The following is an 18,139-nucleotide window of genomic DNA, read 5'->3' as shown; positions in this document are numbered from 1 at the left end:
GCTCGCTTATAGACGCACTTGTCCTTCATACACCCGAACGGCAGGACCCGTCATCATCACCGGTTCGCCGACACCTGCCCATTCGATGGACAGGCGTCCGCCGGGCAGGTCGAGGGTCACCGGTGAATCCATCCAGCCCTGGCTGATGGCTGCCACTGCGGCGGCGCAGGCACCGGTCCCGCAGGCCTGGGTTTCCCCGGCGCCACGTTCCCAGACTCGCAGTTGTCCGCGGTGGCGGTCAATCACTTGCAGGAAGCCGACATTGACCCGGGCCGGAAAGCGCGGGTGATGTTCGATCTTCGGTCCCAGTTCATGCACCGGCGCGCTGTTGATATCGCTGACCCGCAGCACCGCATGGGGATTGCCCATGGACACGGCCGCCAGGTCGACGTTCTGGCCGTCGACATCCACGGCGTAGCTCGTGGCCTGTTGCTCGGCCTGGAACGGGATTTCGGCCGGCACCAGGCGCGGCGGGCCCATGTTCACGCTGATCTGGCCGTCCTGGCGGACATCCAGCTCGATGACCCCGCTCTTGGTTTCGACGCGGATCAGGCGCTTGGCGGTCAGGCGTTTGTCGAGCACGAAACGGGCGAAACAGCGCGCACCGTTGCCGCACTGCTCCACTTCCGAACCGTCGGAGTTGAAGATCCGATAGCGGAAATCCACTTCCGGATTGCTCGGTGCCTCGACGATCAGCAACTGGTCGAAGCCGATACCGGTGTGGCGGTCGCCCCATTGCTTGGCGTGCTTGGGCTGGATATGCGCGTGCTGGCTGACCAGGTCGAGGACCATGAAGTCGTTGCCCAGGCCGTGCATCTTGGTAAAACGCAGCAGCATGGTCTTACTCCGGCAGCAGGCTTTCGCCGGCATACAACTCGGCGAGCGTCTCGCGACGACGCACTTCGAACATCTGCTCGCCATCCACCAGCACTTCGGCGGCGCGGCCGCGAGTGTTGTAGTTGGAGCTCATGACGAAACCGTAGGCGCCGGCCGAGTGCACGGCCAGCAGGTCACCTTCCTCGAGGGCCAGCTGACGTTCCTTGGCCAGGAAGTCGCCGGTCTCGCAGATCGGCCCGACGATATCGTAGACCCGCCCGGCGGCTTCGCGCGGACGTACGGCGCTGACGCCCATCCAGGCCTGGTACAGGGCCGGACGGATCAGGTCGTTCATCGCCGCGTCGACGATGGCGAAATCCTTGTGTTCGGTGTGCTTGAGGTACTCGACCTGGGTCAGCAACACGCCGGCATTGGCGACGATATAGCGGCCCGGCTCGAACATCAGCCCCAGGTCGCGACCGGCGATACGCTCGCGCACGGCCTTGATGTAGTCGCCGACCAGCGGTGGCTCTTCGTCGCGATAACGCACGCCGACGCCGCCACCGAGGTCGATGTGCTGCAGGTGGATGCCGCATTCGCCGAGGCGGTCGATCAGCGCCAGCAGGCGGTCGAGGGCATCGAGGAAGGGCTCGAGGGTGGTCAGTTGCGAGCCGATATGGCAATCGACGCCCAGCACTTCCAGGTTCGGCAGCTGTGCGGCGCGGATGTAGACATCCTCGGCATCGGCAATGGCGATACCGAATTTGTTCTCTTTAAGGCCGGTGGAGATGTACGGGTGGGTGCCGGCGTCGACATCCGGGTTGACCCGCAACGAGACCGGCGCACGCACGCCCAGCTCGGCGGCCACTACTTGCAGGCGTTCCAGCTCGTCGGTGGACTCGATGTTGAAGCAGTGCACACCGACTTCCAGGGCGCGGCGCATGTCTTCACGGGTCTTGCCGACGCCGGAGAAGACGATCTTGTCGGCGCTGCCGCCGGCGGCCAGGACCCGCTCCAGTTCACCACGGGAAACGATGTCGAAACCGGCACCGAGGCGCGCCAGGACGTTCAGCACGCCCAGGTTGGAGTTGGCCTTGACCGCGAAGCAGACCAGGTGCGGCATGCCTTCGAGGGCATTGGCATAGGCGTTGTACTGCGCCTCGATGTGGGCGCGGGAATAGACGTAGGTCGGCGTGCCAAAGCGCTCGGCAATGGCGGACAAAGCTACACCTTCCGCGAACAGCTCACCGCCACGGTAGTTAAAAGCTTCCATGGTGATCCCTTAGTAGGTGTCGTGCTGGTGCGCTTTGGCCTGCGAGGACTTGGCCTGGTCGTCCGGGTTCTGGCTGCCATCGGGCAGATACAGCGGACCTTTTTGACCACAGGCGGAGACGAGGCAAGCGATCGCGAGGAGCGCAGCAAGGGAAGAGATCAGGCGCTTCATGGCGAAATCCTTTGAAAAAGCATTAATTGCGCCGGAGTATACCGGCCACCCGGCGGCTTGCCTATGCGGGCCGCTGCCCGTCCGGCGGCACCCGGGCACCGTTTGTGGATTATTGATGTCACTCTTGGCTTCACGTGGTTATGCTTTGCAATCGTCCGGGAGCGCTCGTATCTTGCGGCGCTTGAAGGGACACGCATTTTTCGAGGTTCGCGCAATGAGTTTGACTGAAGCCCGTTTTCACGATCTGGTCGATTCCACCCTGGAAAACCTGGAAGAAGTGTTCGATGAGAGTGGCCTGGATGTGGACCTGGAAAACTCCGCCGGTGTGCTCACCGCGAAGTTCGAAGGCGGCAGCCAGCTGATCTTCAGTCGCCAGGAGCCGCTGCGTCAGCTCTGGCTGGCGACGGCCAAGCCCACCGGTGGTTATCACTTCGAGTACAAGGAAAGCAGCAGCGAGGATGAAGACGGCAGCTATTGGTTCTGTGTGAAGAGCGAAGAGAAGCTCAACGAGATCCTGGCGCGCTTTACCCTGGAACAGGCCGGTGTCGACCTGGACTTCGAAGAGATCTGATCGTGACGCAGCAAACCGCTCCGGCACGCCACGCCAAGCCGTTGTACAGCAATGTCAGCCCGGCCGTGCCGTCGCCTTGTGTGAGCCTTTGTCGGCTGGACGAGCAGAAAATTTGTATCGGCTGTTTTCGGCACGTCGAGGATATCCGCGAGTGGCGCGCGGCGGATGATGCGCGCCGGCGGGAGATCTGCGAGCAGGCCCGGCAGCGCCAGGCGCAGGCCTGACGGATTGTCGGGGGCAAACCCCTTCCGCCTCGGGTTGTGTATTTACGCCGCTGTGGTAGTGTCCGGGTACGCCTCGTGTCGACGAGGCCTGTGAAAACCCCGCCTTTCGTGGCGGGGTTTTGCTTTTATCGTGCAGAAAAAAGGAGTCTGCCTGGATCATGAGCACCGCACCTTCCATCATCCTCACCCGCCTTGACGTGCAACGTCTGGAGCGCCTGATCGACAGCCTGGACGACACGCTGCCCGGTGTCATCGCGTTGCAAGCCGAACTGGACCGTGCCGACAGCGTGGTAGGCCACGAAGAAGTGCCGGCCGGTGTCGTGACCATGAATTCCCGGGTGCACTGCCGTGAAGAGGTCAGCGGCAAGGATTATCGCCTGACCCTGGTGTACCCGCAGGACGCCAATGCCGATGAAGGGCGGATTTCCATTCTCGCGCCGGTGGGCAGCGCCTTGCTCGGTTTGCAGGTCGGCCAGCACATCGATTGGCCCGCTCCGGGCGGCAAGACCCTGAAGCTGAACCTGCTGGAAGTGGAATATCAGCCGGAAGCCGCCGGCGACTTCCACCTCTGAGCCCGCCCTGGCGCCCTCAGACCTGGTCCAGTGCCAGGTTCAGTGCGCTTTCCAGTTCGGCCTTGTAGCGCAGGTAGAGATTGCTCGAACCCTGTCCGTCACCGATCAGCGCACTCAGGTCCAGGTCGGTTATGTAGCAGCGGTAGCGTTCGATTTCCCGGCGCTGCCCGACGATTTCCCGGGCGACCGTGATAAACAACTGGTCGCCGTATTCCAGTTCGGAAAACTCCCGCTGATTGCAGTACAGGGTGACCTGGACCGTATCCGTCCCGGTTTTGCCGACAATCGCCTGGACGTCATAGAACGGCTTGTTGACCGGGGTTTGCGGCGCCGGCCGGGGTTCAACCCGGCGCGCTCGCCCGGGTCCCGAGGGCAGCACCTGGTAGTAGAGGATTTCCAGCGCCGCCGAAGACGCCGTCGTCTCCATGGGCATCAGCGCCTCGCGGCGGTAGAGAATCGACTGCAGGAAGCGTTGCAGCGGCACCAGCAGGCTTTGCTCGTCATGGAACGGCAGGCGCTGTTGCCAGAGGGCATTGAATTCATCCAGCACGTACAGCTCGGCGTAGGTGTCGTTGATCCGGTAGAACACCTGCACGCATTCGGGCTGGCCCATGGGCAGCACCAGCGCCAGGTCGTGCTCCTCCATCGCCCGGATGTCCACGTACAGCGGGCTGTAGGCGGACAGTTCCTGGTTCAGGTAGCTGAGCAACTCCGCCAGGCTGTCCAGGGCGATATGTTTGACACGGCCCTGCACCAGCTCCAGGACGTGATAGTGCTGCTGGACCTGGACCAGATAACGATGATTGAGGTTGCCGAGCAACAGTTCCTGGGCGGTGTTGAGCACTTCCTCGACCCGTTGGGCGATGAACTGCGCGCGGTTGTGGCAGAAGCAGCGCACCCGCAAGCGCGGCAGCTGGCGCCCGACCGGCAGGTGGTTGAGGTAGTTGCACAGGCAGTCGAGCAGCGCGTGAGGGCCGTCGTAACGGTTGATCAGCACTTCGTTCCAGCTGTTGAGCGTGACCTGGTCGAGGGTCAGCACCAGGTTTTCCCTGACGCCGGCGTAACTCAGGGAGTCGGTGCGCTCGGTGGTCATCAGGATATTCAGGTCGCGGTGGTGCTTGAGCGGGTCGACCCCGATATTCACCAGGATCAGCACTTCGGCCGCAATACTCGGGCGCAGCAACTGGTCCTCGCTGACGCTGCCCAGGGGCAGGGCGATGGTCTGTTGCAGGCTGCCGAGCAGGTTGAACAGTTCGAACTCGGTCAGGTCGCTGCTGCCGGGGTGCAGCGACAGGCGTGTGGTGGGGTCGATCACACCATTGCGATGACTCCAGGCCAGCAGTTCCAGCAGTTCGCGGCTGCGCTTGATCGGGGCGAAGTTTTCCCATTCGAGGGCGTTCAGGCTGCCGTTGTACAGGGCCCAGTGGGTTTGCCCCGGTTCCTTGCGGTTGGGCGACTGGACCAGGGTAAGGGTGTCTTCGGCCAGGTCCGGGGCGATGCCGGGGTTGATGAACTCGATCTTGCCGGCCTTGCGCTCGAACGCGGCGTACAGACGGCGGCCGAGGACATTCAGGTCGCGCTTGTTGATCAGGCTGACGGCCTGCTCGGTGCGGGCGAACTGGGTCAGGAAGCGGTAGCTGTAGTTGAGTTCGTTGACCAGGGCCCGGCGTTCGGCGCTGACCTGGCGGACTTTCCACTGGCTGCGGCTGTCGAGCAGCGCCAGTTGCCGGCGGTCCCAGCCCCACTCGGCGGCCAGTCGCATCAGCAGCAGGCGCTGCCAGCTCTGGTTGCGCGTGCTCTGGCCGGTAAGCTTGCGGTTGACCTTCAGGTACAGGCTGCGCCGCACCAATTCCAGGCGCTCCGGTTCATTGCGGGCCTTGAGGTACTCCTCGATGCGCCGGTAGACCACGACATAGGGGTCCAGCTCGTCGAGGTCCAGGTGATTGGCGAACACCGCCTGCTTGAAGCGCAGGCTCAGGCACTCGACGTGGGGATGTTCGCTGGCGTAGACCTCGATCAGCAGCAGCTTGAGCACCGATTTGTAGGGCGACTCGATGCCTTTGAACAGTTGCCAGAGCCCGGCACCGATAAATTCCCCCGGCGGAATCCGCGCCAGATGGCCGAGGTCGAGGGTTTCGTTGGCGCGGATAAAGCGCTTGGACAACAAGGTGTGGGTGTACTGGTCGTAGTGCTGTTCCTCATACACCGGCACCAGCCACCACAGCGGCGTGCGCCCGGCGAGCCAGATGGCGGTGCGGTAGAACTCGTCCAGCAACAGGTAATGCTGGGTGGTGCCGCAGTCTTCCGAACTCAGTTGCGTATCGCGCTCGCCGCGCACGAAGCGGCTCGGGTCGATCAGGAAGAAATGCGCTTCGGCGCCCTGGCTGGCGGCCCACTCCTCCAGCAGCTGGCACTTCTTGCGCAGTTCGGCCAACTCGCCCTGGCTCAGATCGCTGGCGTGGCAGACCCACATGTCCATGTCGCTCTGCTCGGCCTGGGCCAGGGTGCCGAGGCTGCCCATCAGGAACAGGCCGTGGATCGGCCGCGGTGGATTGCCGTGGCGGGTCTTGTAGGAAAACGAGCGGGTCAGGCGCTGGGCTTCGGCCAGGGCCAGCTCGCCGGGCTCATAGTCCGACAGTCCGGCCGGTGTGCTGCCGGAGACATAACCGGGCAGCAACGGGTGATTGACGTGGAAAAACAGCGGCAGCAGGTTGAGCACCACCTGTTGGCGTGGTGACAGACCTTCGAGGGCACGACTCATGCGCCCCTGGTTGAGCTTCAGGAAGCGCGCACGCAGTTGGCTGAGGACTTTGCGATCGATTCCCTCGTCCAGGTTCGGGCGAATTTCGTGGGTACGCGTCATGTCTAACTCAAACCGGCTCGCGGGGCTCGAAAGGAAGGGGTTCGCAAGGGTGGCAGTTTAGCGCCGAAGTGCCAGGACGCTTAAACAGAATTTCTTCTGGACGTCGGTTTTTCAGCGTTTTGTCGTCGGCGCCCGCGAGATCCGGCAGAAGGCGATCCCGTGGGCGCGGCGAAGGGTCAGGCGGCTTCTTTGATGGCCAGGATGGTCAGCAGGCCTTGGGCATGCTCGGCTGCGTCACGGCCCAGGCTGGTCAGGTAACCGCCGTCGGCTTGGGTGATCAGCTCTTTCTCGAACAGCCGTTGGGCGGCGGCGATGGCTTTTGGCGCGGCGGTCTGATGAATTTTCAGGCCTTCCTGGGAATTGCCCAGATTGAACAGTGCAAGGATTTCCAGTTCGGCAACCAACTCAGGGGTATACGACATAAGGACTCCAGACTTTCTAGGAATTATTGGACGACAGCGCCCCTAAGGTGATCGCAGTTGAGCGCTCTGTCCAGTCTTCGATGTGGATGCGGTCGAACGGTGGGGACAGCGCCCCGGGACCGAGTGGTGAGGGGGCGATATCAGTGTAGACAGGGGGCGCTGCAAATCCAGTGGGGTTACTGAATCTCGGGAGGCAGTTCCGGCAGGGCACGCAAGGCGGTCTCGTACCATTCTGTATTGAACGGGCGATCTTCATCCAACATCGCATCGATCTCCACGGCCAGCACGTGGGCCATCAGGTTGAGGATCTCTTCGCGCTCGTAACCCACCAGGGTCAGCTTGTTGAAGATCGCCTTGGCCGCCGGCGGGTTATCGGTCTCGATCTGGTTTTCGATGGCCTGGACCAGGGTGCTTTCGGCGAACGCTTCGTCGTCGTTGTCGATATCGGTTGGCTCGCTCATGGCGGACTCCTCAAGGAAAGGCGGCCAGTTTAACTGTATTCAGGGGCGTGATGCTGCTGGCGAGAGAGCCTTCGAGGTTCTATAACTGCCGGGGCCAACCCCCTGCACGGCCTGGAGGCTTTGTGATGCTCAAACTTTATGGATTCGCGGTCAGCAACTACTACAACATGGTCAAGTTGGCGCTGCTGGAAAAGGGCCTGCCTTTCGAGGAAGTGCCGTTTTATGCTGGGCAGACCCCGGAGGCCCTGGCGATAAGCCCCCGTGGCAAGGTCCCGGTGCTGGGCGTAGAGCAGGGTTTTATCAACGAAACCGCGGTGATCCTGCCCTATATCGATGACACCCAGCCGGGGGTGAAGCTGCTGCCGGCCGATCCTTTCCAGCGGGCCCGGGTGTTGGCGCTGGCCAAGGAAATCGAGTTGTACATCGAGTTGCCGGCGCGGGCGTCGTTCGCCGAGGCCTTCTTCGGGATGCCGGTGCCGGAGGCGATCAAGGAGAAGACCCGGGCCGAATTGCTGCTGGGTTTTGCCTCGCTCAAGCGTCATGGCTCGTTCGGCCCTTATGTGGCGGGCAGCGAGTTCAGCGTGGCGGATATCTACTTTCTCTACAGCGTCGACCTGGCCTGCGCGGTCGGCCAGAAGCTGTTCGGGATTGATTTGTTGGCCGAGATGCCTGAGGCCAAAGCGTTGCTGGAACGCTTGCAGCAGTGGCCGAATGTGCAGCGAATAGCCGCGGACAAGGAAGCCGGGATGCCGGCGTTCCTGGCGATGGTTGCGGCCAAGAAATAGCTTTGTAGCGCTCATCAGGACGCCATCGCCGGCAAGCCGGGCTCCTGCAAGGAGCGGGGCTCGACGGTATCTCGCGGTGAAACACGGTTCTGTGGGAGCCGGCTTGCTGGCGATTCAAGCGACGCGGTCTATCAGACACACCGCGTCATTGTTCATCGCCAGCAAGCCGGCTACAACACAGGGATCAGCGGCTGGCGAGCAGCGCCTGACCGCGGGCAACGGCCAACTTCACCTGCGCCGGTGCAGTCCCGCCGATATGGTTGCGGGCATTGACCGAACCTTCCAGGGTCAATACCGCAAACACGTCGTCATCGATCTGGTCGCTGAACGTGCGCAGTTCTTCCAGGCTCATTTCCGCCAGGTCCTTGCCGGTTTCCACGCCGTACTTCACCGCATGGCCGACGATCTCGTGGCAATCACGGAACGGCAGGCCACGACGCACCAGGTAATCCGCCAGGTCGGTCGCGGTGGAGAAACCCCGCAGCGCCGCTTCGCGCATCACCGCGTGCTTGGGTTTGATCGCCGGGATCATGTCGGCAAACGCCCGCAACGAATCGCGCAGGGTGTCGGCGGCGTCGAACAGCGGTTCCTTGTCTTCCTGGTTGTCCTTGTTGTAGGCCAGCGGCTGGCCCTTCATCAAGGTCAGCAGGCCCATCAGCGCGCCGAACACCCGGCCGGTCTTGCCGCGCACCAGCTCCGGCACGTCGGGGTTCTTCTTCTGGGGCATGATCGAGCTGCCGGTGCAGAAGCGGTCCGGCAGGTCGATGAACTGGAACTGCGCGCTGGTCCAAAGCACCAGCTCTTCGGAGAAGCGCGACAGGTGCATCATCGCGATGCTGGCCGCCGAGCAGAACTCGATGGCGAAGTCACGATCCGAGACGTTGTCCAGGGAGTTGCCGCCGACCGCGTCGAAGCCCAGCAGTTGGGCGGTGTATTCACGGTCGATCGGGTAGGTGGTGCCGGCCAGCGCCGCGCTGCCCAGGGGCATGCGGTTGGTGCGCTTGCGGCAGTCGACCAGGCGCTCGTAGTCGCGGCTGAGCATTTCGAACCAGGCCAGCATATGGTGCCCGAAGGTCACCGGCTGGGCGGTCTGCAAGTGTGTGAAGCCGGGCATGATGCTGCCGGCTTCGCGCTCGGCCTGTTCCAGCAGGCCTTTTTGCAGGCGGGTGATTTCAGCCAGGATCAGGTCGATCTCGTCCCGCAGCCACAGGCGGATATCGGTGGCCACCTGGTCGTTGCGGCTACGACCGGTGTGCAGCTTCTTGCCGGTGATACCGATACGGTCGGTCAGGCGCGCTTCGATATTCATGTGCACGTCTTCCAGGTCCACGCGCCAGTCGAACTGGCCGGCCTCGATTTCACCCTGGATGGTTTTCAGGCCGTCGGCGATGCTGTCGCGTTCGGCATCGGTCAGCACGCCGACCTTGGCCAGCATCGTGGCGTGGGCGATGGAGCCCATGATGTCGTGGCGATAGAGGCGCTGGTCGAACGTGACGGAGGCGGTGAAGCGTGCGACGAAGGCGTCGACGGGTTCACTGAAGCGGCCGCCCCAGGACTGGTTGGTCTTGTCGGTGCTCATGGATTCGCTCGTGATCTGCTGAAAGTGGGTTGCCGGAAAAGTTGTCACCGATCATAACAGGGTTGCGCCGAGGCCCGTCAGCCGGCCGGCGTGCACAGGGTGGATTTGCGGTCGTGGTGGATTAAATTTCGACCGAATCTGTCGAACGGCTTGTCGGCACGGGCGCGGGCGCAGAGACTGGGCCCATGCCTATTTCACGATCGACCGAAGGGCGTGACGCGCCCGCGACCCAGGAATTCTTCCTTCCGGAACTCTGCCTGCCCGAGGCGCTGCTGGTGCTGGTGGTGTTGGCCGAGCTGCTGGTCATGGTGCTGGTGCTGGCCGAGCCGATGCCCGTCGGTTTCGACTGGGTGCGCCTGGCGCTGACTTCCTTGTATGTGCAGTGGATCGTGCTGTTGTCGGCGGCGTTGTTGTGCAGTGCCCGGGCCTGGTTGGCGCGCTTGCGCCCGGGGCTGGCCGGGGTGCTGTGCTGTGCCCTGGTGGTCGGGTTGAGCCTGGCTTGTACCGGCCTGACCGAGTACTTTTCCCTGGCCGGCCCGCCCTCGGGTGAAGGTACGCTTGGGCACTATCTGCGCCATGGTTTGATCAGCCTCATCATGTCGGCCCTGATGTTGCGCTACTTTTACCTGCAGAGTCAGTGGCGTCGCCAGCAGCAGGCGGAGTTGCAGGCGCGCATCGAAGCCTTGCAGTCGAGGATCCGCCCGCACTTCCTGTTCAACAGCCTGAACAGCATCGCCAGCCTGGTGGTGAGCGATCCGCGACAGGCCGAGCAGGCCGTGCTGGATCTGTCCGACCTGTTCCGCGCCAGCCTGGCCAGGCCCGGCAACCTGGTGACCTGGCGTGACGAGCTGGAATTAGCGCAACGATATTTGTCGATTGAGCAATATCGTCTTGGCAACCGTCTACAGTTGGACTGGAGGGTGGGCACAATTCCAGAGGATTTGCCGATCCCGCAATTAACCTTGCAACCACTGTTGGAAAACGCTCTGATCTACGGCATCGCACCGCGCATCGAAGGCGGCGTGGTCAGGGTCGAAGCCGACTATAAAGAGGGAGAGTTCATATTGTGTATCAGCAATCCCTACGACGATGCCGCACCGCGGCAGGTGTCGGGCGGTACTCAATTGGCACTGGCAAATATCGGTGCCCGACTTACGGCACTTTTCGGGCCTCGCGCTAGTCTTAGCGTGGATCGCCGTGACGGTCGTCACTTCACCTGTCTACGCTATCCTTGTGCGAGACTCACGCAGGAATCCAGTGCAATATGAATGTCCTGATCGTTGATGACGAACCCCTGGCCCGCGAGCGCCTGAGCCGTTTGGTCGGCGAACTCGAGGGTTACAGTGTCCTGGAGCCCAGCGCCACCAATGGCGAAGAGGCATTGTCCCTGATCGAGAGCCTGAGGCCCGATGTGGTCCTGCTCGATATCCGCATGCCCGGCCTCGACGGCCTGCAAGTGGCGGCACGGTTGTGCGAGCGTGAGGCACCACCGGCCGTGGTGTTCTGCACCGCCCATGACGAGTTTGCCCTGGAAGCGTTCCGGGTCAGCGCCGTGGGTTACCTGGTCAAGCCGGTTCGCGCCGAGCACCTGCTCGAAGCGCTGAAGAAGGCCGAGCGTCCCAACCGCGTGCAACTGGCGGCCCTGACACGGCCCGCCGCTGAATCCGGTGCCGGTCCGCGCAGTCATATCAGCGCCCGTACCCGCAAGGGCATCGAGCTGATTCCCCTGGACCAGGTGATCTACTTCATTGCCGACCACAAGTACGTGACCCTGCGCCACGAGGGTGGCGAAGTGCTGCTGGATGAGCCGTTGAAGGCCCTGGAAGATGAGTTCGGCGATCGTTTTGTGCGTATTCACCGCAACGCGCTGGTGGCTCGCGAACGCATCGAGCGCCTGCAACGTACGCCGTTGGGGCACTTCCAGCTGTTCCTCAAGGGCCTGGGCGGTGACGCGCTGATCGTCAGTCGACGCCATGTCGCTGGCGTGCGCAAGATGATGCAACAGCTTTAATCCGTGCCTTGCGCGTGGCGCAAGGTACCGTCTACCCGGTATTTCCAGGCCAGGGAGGCCGCTTATTGGCTGATACAAGTCAAAGCGGGCCGGGCCGAGCTGTTATTATCTGCCGTATCTATTCAGTACGGATCGATCCATGTCTTCTCGCGAAATCCGCATCGCTACCCGTAAAAGTGCGCTGGCCCTGTGGCAGGCCGAATACGTCAAGGCCCGCCTGGAGCAGGCTCATCCCGGTTTGTCGGTGGTCCTGGTCCCCATGGTCAGTCGCGGCGACAAGCTGCTGGACTCACCGCTGTCGAAAATCGGCGGCAAGGGCTTGTTCGTCAAGGAGCTGGAAACCGCGCTGCTCGAGCACGAGGCCGATATCGCCGTGCATTCGATGAAAGACGTGCCGATGGATTTCCCCGAAGGCCTCGGCCTGTTCTGCATCTGCGAGCGCGAAGACCCGCGCGATGCCTTCGTTTCCAATACCTTCGCCAGTCTTGAGGATCTGCCGGCCGGCAGCGTGGTCGGCACTTCGAGCCTGCGCCGCCAGGCACAATTGCTGACCCGTCGGCCTGACCTGCAGATCCGCTTCCTGCGTGGCAACGTCAACACCCGCCTGGCCAAGCTGGACGCCGGCGAGTACGACGCGATCATCCTCGCCGCCGCCGGCCTGATCCGCCTCGGTTTTGAAGATCGCATCACCTCGGCCATCAGTGTCGAAGACAGCTTGCCGGCCGGTGGCCAGGGCGCGGTGGGTATCGAATGCCGCAGCGCCGACACGGAAATCCATGCCCTGCTGGCACCCCTGCACCATGCCGACACCGCCGTGCGGGTCACCGCCGAGCGCGCCTTGAATAAACATCTGAACGGCGGTTGCCAGGTGCCGATTGCCTGTTACGCCGTGCTCGAAGGCGAGCAGATCTGGCTGCGTGGGCTGGTCGGCGATCCCAAGGGCGGCCTGCTGCTCAGCGCCGATGCCCGGGCGCCGCAAGCTGACGCCCAGGCCCTCGGCGTGCAGGTCGCACAAGCGCTGCTGGCCCAGGGTGCGGATGCGATTCTCCAGGCCGTCTATGGCGAGGCTGGCGAAGAGTGAGTGGTTGGCGCCTGTTGTTGACCCGGCCGGCGTCAGAGTCGGCGGAGCTGGCGAGCGCCCTGGCCGCGGCCGGGATGTTCAGCAGCAGCCTGCCGCTGCTGGAGATCGAACCCGTGCCCCTCGACGGTGCCGGGCGGACGATGATCTACGACCTGGCCCACTACAGTGCGGTGATCGTGGTCAGCAAGCCGGCGGCGCGCCTGGCGGTTGAGTTGGTGGACCAGTACTGGCCGCAGCCGCCGTTCCTGCCATGGTTCACGGTGGGTGCCGCGACTGCGGGGATCCTCGCCGATTACGGCCTCGAGGTTGATTATCCCGCCGAGGGCGACGACAGTGAGGCCTTGTTGGCGTTGCCGGCGTTGCAGCAGGCGCTGGCGTGCCCCGAGCCGCGGGTATTGATCCTGCGCGGAGAGGGCGGACGCGAGCTGCTGGCCGAGCGTTTGCGCGGCCAGGGTGCTAGTGTCGACTACCTTGAGTTGTACCGTCGGCTGTTGCCCGAGTATGCCGAGGGCTTCCTGGCCCAGCGCGTCGCGGCGGAACGCCTGAACGCCCTGGTGGTCAGCAGTGGGCAGGGTTTTGAACACCTGCTCCAGTTGGCGGCGACGGCCTGGCCGGAACTGGCGCGCCTGCCGTTGTTTGTTCCAAGCCCGCGGGTGGCCGAAATGGCCCGCGCCGCAGGGGCCCAACATGTGGTGGATTGTCGTGGTGCCAGTGCCACGGCTTTGCTAGCGGCGTTGCGGGAGCATCCCGTACCCGCTCTCTAGAATGCAAAGGATGGACACGTGAGCGAAACAGCCTTGCCGAAAGAAGAAGCCCAGCCGGTGGTCGATACCCCGGTTCAACCGCCGGTGGCGCCCGTGGCGCGTCGTGGCAATGGCCTGGCGCTCCTCGCCCTGTTGCTCGGCGCCGCCGGCGCGGCGGCGGGTGGCTGGGGTGTCTGGCAGGTGCGCAACCTGCAAGCCAACCATCAGCAGCAGAGCGGACAACTGCAAGACCTGGGCAGCCAGGCGCAGTCCCTCAAGCTGACCGAACAGCAACTGGCCGCGCGCCTGGATCAGTTGCCGGGTGCCGGTGAACTGGAGGAGCGTCGTCGCCTGGTGACGCAGTTGCAGGGCGATCAGCAGCGTCTGAACCAGAAGCTGGAAAGCGTGCTGGGTGCCAGCCGCAAGGACTGGCGCCTGGCCGAGGCCGAGCATTTGCTGCGCCTGGCGAGCCTGCGCTTGTCGGCGTTGCAGGACATCACCAGTGCCCTGGCCCTGGTGCAGGGCGCCGACGATATCCTGCGTGAACAGAACGATCCGGGTTCCTTTGCCGCCCGCGAGCAGGTGGCCAGGAGCCTGGCCGCGCTGCGCAGCACCGAGCAGCCGGACCGTACCGGCCTGTTCCTGCAACTGGGCGCCCTGCGCGACCAGTTGCCCCAGCTCAACGAGCTGGCGCCGGAGTACAAGGATCGCGGCGACTCCCTGCTCGGCCTGACCGCCGACGGCGATGGCGCCAGCCGCTGGGCCCTGTGGTGGGATGAGATCTCGCGTTATATCCGCATCGACTTCAATGCCAACAAGAACATCCGGCCGTTGCTCGCCGGGCAGAGCCTGGCGCAGGTCCGCCTGGCCCTCGGCCTGGCCCTGGAACAGGCCCAGTGGGCCGCCTTGAATGGTCAGGCCGGGGTCTACACCCAGGCCTTGACCGAGGCCCGGGACGTGCTGACCGGTAGCTTCAACCCGGACAATCCACAGAGCAAGGTCATGCTCGAGCGCCTGGCCGAGCTGAGCAAACAGCCGGTGACCGTGGTCACGCCTGATCTGGCCGGAACCCTGGCGGCGGTGCAGGCCTATCTCGAGCGGCGACATGTCGAGATCGAGACCCCGGTCAGCCCGAGCGTGACCCCGGTCGAGGGGACCAGCCCATGAAGCGCTTCCTCCTGATCCTGGTACTGGTCGTCGCCATTGCGGCGGGCCTCGGCTATGCGATCTCGCGGCACGCGGGTTACGTCCTGATCGCCTATGACAGCTTCCGTTACGAATCGAGCCTGTGGGCCTTCCTGGCCGTGCTGCTGCTGGCATGGCTGGTGCTGTGGCTGGTGAAATTCCTGGTGGGGTTGGTGACCACCTCGGGCTCCGTGGCCAATCCCTGGTCCCGGCGCAATCGCAGCCGACGCACCCAGGTGGCCATCGAGCAAGGCCAGATGGACCTGGCCGAGGGCCGCTGGGCCAGTGCCCAACGCCATTTGCAACGGGCCGCCGAGGCCGAACGCCAGCCGCTGCTGTACTACCTCGGCGCGGCCCGGGCGGCCAACGAACAAGGCAAGTACGAGGAGTGCGACAGCCTGCTGGAGCGCGCCCTCGACCGCCAGCCCCAGGCCGAGTTGGCGATTGCCCTCAGTCACGCGCAGTTGCAAGTGGACCGTGGCGACAGCGAGGGGGCTTTGAATACCCTGCAGGCCATGCACGAGCGTCATCCCCATAGCATCCAGGTCCTGCGTCAGTTGCAGCGCCTGTATCAGCAACGTGGCGACTGGTCGGCGTTGATCCGTCTGTTGCCGGAGTTGCGCAAGGACAAGGTGCTGGCCAAGGCTGAACTGGCCGAGTTGGAACGCCGTGCCTGGGGTGAGAACCTCAGCCTGGCGGCCCAGCGCGAGGACGGCGAAGCGGGCCTGCAGGCGCTGGAGCGGGCCTGGCAGCAATTGAGCTCGGCCCAGCGCCAGGAGCCGCCATTGGTGCTGGCTTATGCCGAGCAACTACGCCAGCTCGGCGCCGACGCCCAGGCTGAAGAAGCCCTGCGCGAGGCGCTCAAACGCCAGTACGACAGCCATCTGGCGCGTCTGTACGGCTTGTTGCGCGGACGTGACCCGGCCCGACAGTTGCAGACTGCCGAAGGCTGGTTGAAAGACCATCCCGAGGATGCCAGCCTGTTGCTGACGCTGGGACGCCTGAGCCTGCAAAACAGTCTGTGGGGCAAGGCCCGCGACTACCTGGAAAGCAGCCTGCGGGTGCAGCGCCACCCTGAAGCCTGCGCGGAGCTGGCGCGACTGCTGGCCCAACTCGGTGATACCGAGCGCAGCAACCAGTTGTTCCAGGAGGGCCTGGGTCTGTTGGACAAGCGTCTGCTGGCCTCGCCACTACCGGTGTGAGGTGGCCTGGAAGACGGGATGCGGCTTCAGGCATCCCGTCTTTGCGTGTCAGGATGCTTCCCTTGCCGTGACGAAGTCTGATTCCTACTTCTGAATTAATGGTTTCATAGGATGTCCGTCGGTAATTCCTTACAGGCTTAAGGAATTGTCTGCTCTGGCTCGCCTTGAAAGGGCCAAGGGCTTTCCTCTACCGTAACTGCCTGTCTCTCCTGTTACGGATAAGCCATGTTCTTGGCCCGCTCACGTTCTCTGTTCTCCCTGGCCTTGTTGACAGGTGCCCTGGTCATGGGGGCGTCGCTGTACCTGGAGCGTGTGACCGGGCTGGAGCCTTGCTCGCTGTGCATCGTCCAGCGCTTTTTCCTCGCCGGGTTCTGCCTGGTCAGCCTGGTGGCGGTGTTGCACGGCCCGGGTCGTATCGGCCGCTGGGTCTATGGCGGCCTCGACCTGCTGCTGGCCCTCGCCGGTGCCGCCACGGCGGCGCGGCAGGTCCTGTTGCAGCGGGTGCCGGCCGAGCAGCTGATGATCTGCCAGCCTGACCTGCATTGCCTGATCCAGCAGGTACCCACCCTCCAGGCGTTCAAGTTGATGTTCCGGGCCACGGCCGAATGCGCGGAGATCCAGTGGACCCTCTTCGACCTGAGCATTCCCGAGTGGAGCCTGCTGGCTTTCGTGGGTATGAGCCTGCTGATGATCTATCAGCTGGTGGGGCCGGATTCGGTGTCGGGCGGGGCGTAAAAGTAACCGGCAGTCGTGCCTCGGATTAAACACTTGTATGAACTTTCTCTCCTGCGTACCTTGAAGCAGGTGTCGAGCGGGCATAATCTGGCCCGCATCGCGTTATCGCAATCAGCTTGTTCTGTTTGGCCAAGTCAGGAGCCTCGATGTGTCCGAGGCGTCGGTCGGCATGACCCAGAAGGGAAGAGATCACCATGCTCGAAAGTTGTCGGAATGCTCAGGAACGCTGGGGTGGAGTGCATCTGCTGATCGATCGCTGGCTCAAGGAGCGTCACGAGCTCGTGGGGGCCTACGATGCCCTCGGTGCCGAGCCGGGTGCACTGGCGCAGAACCCCAAGCCCTTGCAGGAGTTCTGCGGTTTGCTGGTTGACTATGTGTCGGCCGGCCACTTCGAGATCTACGAGCAGTTGACCGGCGAGGCCAAGGCCTTTGGCGACAAGCGTGGCCTGGAGCTGGCGGAGACGATCTACCCGCGTATCGATGTGATTACCGAGAAGCTACTGGCCTTCAACGATCTGTGCGATGAAGGCGAGTGTGTGGCGCATAAATTCCAGGAACTGGGCGGCTTGCTGCACGAGCGCTTCGAGCTGGAGGATTGCCTGATCGAAGTGTTGCATACCGCGCACAAGGAAAAGGCTGAAGCCCAGGCCTGATCCCAATGGCTACACATGAAAACGGTGCGCTCAGGCGCACCGTTTTTCGTTCTGGTGCCAGCGTCAGCTGGCCACGCCGAGCAGCTCGATTTCGAACACCAGCGGTGTGTACGGCGCGATCAGATCGCCGGCACCGTCGGCGCCATACGCTTGTGCCGAGGGCAGTACCAGGCGCCATTTCGCACCGACAGGCATCTGGGGCAGGGCGCTGCGCCAGCCATTGATCACACTGTCCAGGCGGAACCATTGCGGCTGTCGGTTCTGATCGAACACCGTGCCGTTGGGCAGGCGTCCGACATAGCGCACCTGGACCTTGCCGTTGGCCGCGACTTTTTCTCCAGTGCCAGGTGTCAGTTCCGTCATCAGGATGCCGTCGGCCAATTCGTGGACGCCGGGCTTGGTCTTTTCTTCAGTGAGGAATTTTCGCTCGGCTTCCAGCGCGATTTCGCTCTGGGGTTTGGCCGCTTCCTGGGCGACCTGGGCATCATGCGCGGCGAGAATCTGCTGGATGCGTTCGTCCTTCAAGGCCAGCGGTTTGCCCTGGTAGGCCTGCTTCAAACCGTCGAGCAGGGCCTTGATCTGCAGGTCCGGAGCATCCTGGCGCAGACGCTCGCCGAGGCTGGCGCCGAGGCTGTAGGCCAGGTCGTGGGCGTCATCGTTCGCGACCTCTGGCGCGGCGTGCGCAAGCGACCAGAACACACACAGTGACAGCAGAAAATAACGCGGCATAAGCACTCTCCGACCTCAGGTTCGGAGGATTATGCCAGTGCTCTGGATGAGTTGTTGAAGAAG

Annotated in this window: 20 protein-coding genes; 12 read left to right on the top strand and 8 right to left on the bottom strand. The window is 63.4% G+C overall.

The window, feature by feature from the left end:
* Nucleotides 1-6: 6 nt before the first annotated feature.
* The 3 genes from dapF to M5C71_RS29285 are packed head-to-tail and all read right to left on the bottom strand — an operon-like array spanning nucleotide 7 to nucleotide 2,260.
* Nucleotides 7-837: a diaminopimelate epimerase gene (gene dapF, locus M5C71_RS29295; RefSeq protein WP_103499020.1), complete on the bottom strand. Its 831-nt coding sequence runs from the start codon at nucleotides 835-837 to the stop codon at nucleotides 7-9.
* A gap of 4 nt (nucleotides 838-841) precedes the next feature.
* Nucleotides 842-2,089: a diaminopimelate decarboxylase gene (lysA, locus tag M5C71_RS29290; protein WP_248769367.1), complete on the bottom strand. Its 1,248-nt coding sequence runs from the start codon at nucleotides 2,087-2,089 to the stop codon at nucleotides 842-844.
* A 9-nt stretch (nucleotides 2,090-2,098) separates the two neighbouring features.
* Nucleotides 2,099-2,260 (bottom strand): lipoprotein, encoded by a 162-nt coding sequence (locus tag M5C71_RS29285; protein WP_103499018.1) that lies wholly within the window; start codon nucleotides 2,258-2,260, stop codon nucleotides 2,099-2,101.
* A gap of 214 nt (nucleotides 2,261-2,474) precedes the next feature.
* Between M5C71_RS29285 and cyaY the strand changes: the two genes are divergently transcribed.
* The 3 genes from cyaY (at nucleotide 2,475) to rnk (ending at nucleotide 3,627) form a co-directional block, all read left to right on the top strand.
* Nucleotides 2,475-2,831: an iron donor protein CyaY gene (gene cyaY / locus M5C71_RS29280; RefSeq protein WP_103499017.1), complete on the top strand. Its 357-nt coding sequence runs from the start codon at nucleotides 2,475-2,477 to the stop codon at nucleotides 2,829-2,831.
* Nucleotides 2,831-3,055 carry a DUF1289 domain-containing protein gene (locus M5C71_RS29275; protein WP_248769371.1) on the top strand — a complete coding sequence of 75 codons (225 nt, stop codon included), beginning with the start codon at nucleotides 2,831-2,833 and terminating at the stop codon, nucleotides 3,053-3,055. The genes cyaY and M5C71_RS29275 overlap by 1 nt, the downstream gene beginning before the upstream one ends.
* A gap of 158 nt (nucleotides 3,056-3,213) precedes the next feature.
* Nucleotides 3,214-3,627, top strand: a complete 414-nt coding sequence (rnk, locus tag M5C71_RS29270; RefSeq protein WP_100942132.1) for a nucleoside diphosphate kinase regulator — start codon at nucleotides 3,214-3,216, stop codon at nucleotides 3,625-3,627.
* Nucleotides 3,628-3,643: 16 nt separating this feature from the next.
* Here the strand turns inward: rnk and M5C71_RS29265 are convergent, their stop codons facing one another.
* From M5C71_RS29265 to M5C71_RS29255, 3 genes are all read right to left on the bottom strand, one after another.
* Complete coding sequence (locus tag M5C71_RS29265) at nucleotides 3,644-6,490, bottom strand: class I adenylate cyclase (protein WP_103499016.1); 2,847 nt, start codon at nucleotides 6,488-6,490, stop codon at nucleotides 3,644-3,646.
* A gap of 176 nt (nucleotides 6,491-6,666) precedes the next feature.
* On the bottom strand, nucleotides 6,667-6,912 hold the full coding sequence (locus tag M5C71_RS29260; RefSeq protein ID WP_100942130.1) for a TIGR02647 family protein: 246 nt from the start codon (nucleotides 6,910-6,912) through the stop codon (nucleotides 6,667-6,669).
* A 176-nt stretch (nucleotides 6,913-7,088) separates the two neighbouring features.
* Nucleotides 7,089-7,373 carry a hypothetical protein gene (locus M5C71_RS29255; protein WP_152736702.1) on the bottom strand — a complete coding sequence of 95 codons (285 nt, stop codon included), beginning with the start codon at nucleotides 7,371-7,373 and terminating at the stop codon, nucleotides 7,089-7,091.
* A 125-nt stretch (nucleotides 7,374-7,498) separates the two neighbouring features.
* Here M5C71_RS29255 and M5C71_RS29250 point away from each other — a divergent pair, with 125 nt between their 5' ends.
* Nucleotides 7,499-8,158: a glutathione S-transferase gene (locus tag M5C71_RS29250; RefSeq protein ID WP_103499014.1), complete on the top strand. Its 660-nt coding sequence runs from the start codon at nucleotides 7,499-7,501 to the stop codon at nucleotides 8,156-8,158.
* Between the two features lie 184 nt (nucleotides 8,159-8,342).
* Here the strand turns inward: M5C71_RS29250 and argH are convergent, their stop codons facing one another.
* Nucleotides 8,343-9,737, bottom strand: a complete 1,395-nt coding sequence (argH, locus tag M5C71_RS29245) for an argininosuccinate lyase (protein ID WP_103499013.1) — start codon at nucleotides 9,735-9,737, stop codon at nucleotides 8,343-8,345.
* A 185-nt stretch (nucleotides 9,738-9,922) separates the two neighbouring features.
* Between argH and M5C71_RS29240 the strand changes: the two genes are divergently transcribed.
* The 8 genes from M5C71_RS29240 (at nucleotide 9,923) to rsd (ending at nucleotide 17,347) form a co-directional block, all read left to right on the top strand.
* Nucleotides 9,923-11,005, top strand: a complete 1,083-nt coding sequence (locus M5C71_RS29240; protein WP_103499012.1) for a sensor histidine kinase — start codon at nucleotides 9,923-9,925, stop codon at nucleotides 11,003-11,005.
* The gene (locus M5C71_RS29235; RefSeq protein WP_103499011.1) at nucleotides 11,002-11,748 is read left to right on the top strand and encodes a LytTR family DNA-binding domain-containing protein; all 747 of its coding nucleotides are present in this window, start codon (nucleotides 11,002-11,004) and stop codon (nucleotides 11,746-11,748) included. The genes M5C71_RS29240 and M5C71_RS29235 overlap by 4 nt, the downstream gene beginning before the upstream one ends.
* Nucleotides 11,749-11,887: 139 nt before the next feature.
* Entirely contained in the window at nucleotides 11,888-12,829 is a 942-nt protein-coding gene (hemC, locus tag M5C71_RS29230) for a hydroxymethylbilane synthase (RefSeq protein ID WP_103499010.1), read from the top strand.
* Complete coding sequence (locus M5C71_RS29225; RefSeq protein ID WP_247263071.1) at nucleotides 12,826-13,593, top strand: uroporphyrinogen-III synthase; 768 nt, start codon at nucleotides 12,826-12,828, stop codon at nucleotides 13,591-13,593. Before hemC ends, M5C71_RS29225 begins: the two co-directional genes overlap by 4 nt.
* 18 nt (nucleotides 13,594-13,611) lie before the next feature.
* Nucleotides 13,612-14,739 carry a uroporphyrinogen-III C-methyltransferase gene (locus M5C71_RS29220; protein ID WP_248769366.1) on the top strand — a complete coding sequence of 376 codons (1,128 nt, stop codon included), beginning with the start codon at nucleotides 13,612-13,614 and terminating at the stop codon, nucleotides 14,737-14,739.
* Nucleotides 14,736-15,959 carry a heme biosynthesis HemY N-terminal domain-containing protein gene (locus M5C71_RS29215; RefSeq protein ID WP_103499009.1) on the top strand — a complete coding sequence of 408 codons (1,224 nt, stop codon included), beginning with the start codon at nucleotides 14,736-14,738 and terminating at the stop codon, nucleotides 15,957-15,959. Before M5C71_RS29220 ends, M5C71_RS29215 begins: the two co-directional genes overlap by 4 nt.
* Before the next feature lie 225 nt (nucleotides 15,960-16,184).
* A complete protein-coding gene (locus M5C71_RS29210) occupies nucleotides 16,185-16,694 on the top strand; it encodes a disulfide bond formation protein B (RefSeq protein ID WP_103499008.1) in 510 nt (169 codons plus the stop codon).
* Nucleotides 16,695-16,888: 194 nt separating this feature from the next.
* Nucleotides 16,889-17,347, top strand: coding sequence for a sigma D regulator (gene rsd, locus M5C71_RS29205; RefSeq protein WP_103499007.1), 459 nt, complete (start codon nucleotides 16,889-16,891; stop codon nucleotides 17,345-17,347).
* 63 nt (nucleotides 17,348-17,410) lie between these two features.
* Here the strand turns inward: rsd and M5C71_RS29200 are convergent, their stop codons facing one another.
* On the bottom strand, nucleotides 17,411-18,076 hold the full coding sequence (locus M5C71_RS29200; protein WP_248769365.1) for an FKBP-type peptidyl-prolyl cis-trans isomerase: 666 nt from the start codon (nucleotides 18,074-18,076) through the stop codon (nucleotides 17,411-17,413).
* Nucleotides 18,077-18,139 lie beyond the last annotated feature (63 nt).

The organism is Pseudomonas sp. MWU12-2345, from assembly GCF_023242385.1.
Lineage (GTDB): Bacteria > Pseudomonadota > Gammaproteobacteria > Pseudomonadales > Pseudomonadaceae > Aquipseudomonas > Aquipseudomonas gingeri_D.
Note: the sequence above shows the minus strand (reverse complement) of the source record. Positions and strands in the feature narration are given on the sequence as shown.

Bases quoted from the DNA above. Each gene is read 5' to 3' on its own strand.
- dapF (WP_103499020.1), bottom strand. From the start codon at position 837: ATGCTGCTGCGTTTTACCAAGATGCACGGCCTGGGCAACGACTTCATG.
- lysA (WP_248769367.1), bottom strand. From the start codon at position 2,089: ATGGAAGCTTTTAACTACCGTGGCGGTGAGCTGTTCGCGGAAGGTGTA.
- M5C71_RS29285 (WP_103499018.1), bottom strand. From the start codon at position 2,260: ATGAAGCGCCTGATCTCTTCCCTTGCTGCGCTCCTCGCGATCGCTTGC.
- cyaY (WP_103499017.1), top strand. From the start codon at position 2,475: ATGAGTTTGACTGAAGCCCGTTTTCACGATCTGGTCGATTCCACCCTG.
- rnk (WP_100942132.1), top strand. From the start codon at position 3,214: ATGAGCACCGCACCTTCCATCATCCTCACCCGCCTTGACGTGCAACGT.
- M5C71_RS29265 (WP_103499016.1), bottom strand. From the start codon at position 6,490: ATGACGCGTACCCACGAAATTCGCCCGAACCTGGACGAGGGAATCGAT.
- M5C71_RS29260 (WP_100942130.1), bottom strand. From the start codon at position 6,912: ATGTCGTATACCCCTGAGTTGGTTGCCGAACTGGAAATCCTTGCACTG.
- M5C71_RS29255 (WP_152736702.1), bottom strand. From the start codon at position 7,373: ATGAGCGAGCCAACCGATATCGACAACGACGACGAAGCGTTCGCCGAA.
- M5C71_RS29250 (WP_103499014.1), top strand. From the start codon at position 7,499: ATGCTCAAACTTTATGGATTCGCGGTCAGCAACTACTACAACATGGTC.
- argH (WP_103499013.1), bottom strand. From the start codon at position 9,737: ATGAGCACCGACAAGACCAACCAGTCCTGGGGCGGCCGCTTCAGTGAA.
- M5C71_RS29240 (WP_103499012.1), top strand. From the start codon at position 9,923: ATGCCTATTTCACGATCGACCGAAGGGCGTGACGCGCCCGCGACCCAG.
- M5C71_RS29235 (WP_103499011.1), top strand. From the start codon at position 11,002: ATGAATGTCCTGATCGTTGATGACGAACCCCTGGCCCGCGAGCGCCTG.
- hemC (WP_103499010.1), top strand. From the start codon at position 11,888: ATGTCTTCTCGCGAAATCCGCATCGCTACCCGTAAAAGTGCGCTGGCC.
- M5C71_RS29215 (WP_103499009.1), top strand. From the start codon at position 14,736: ATGAAGCGCTTCCTCCTGATCCTGGTACTGGTCGTCGCCATTGCGGCG.
- M5C71_RS29210 (WP_103499008.1), top strand. From the start codon at position 16,185: ATGTTCTTGGCCCGCTCACGTTCTCTGTTCTCCCTGGCCTTGTTGACA.
- rsd (WP_103499007.1), top strand. From the start codon at position 16,889: ATGCTCGAAAGTTGTCGGAATGCTCAGGAACGCTGGGGTGGAGTGCAT.
- M5C71_RS29200 (WP_248769365.1), bottom strand. From the start codon at position 18,076: ATGCCGCGTTATTTTCTGCTGTCACTGTGTGTGTTCTGGTCGCTTGCG.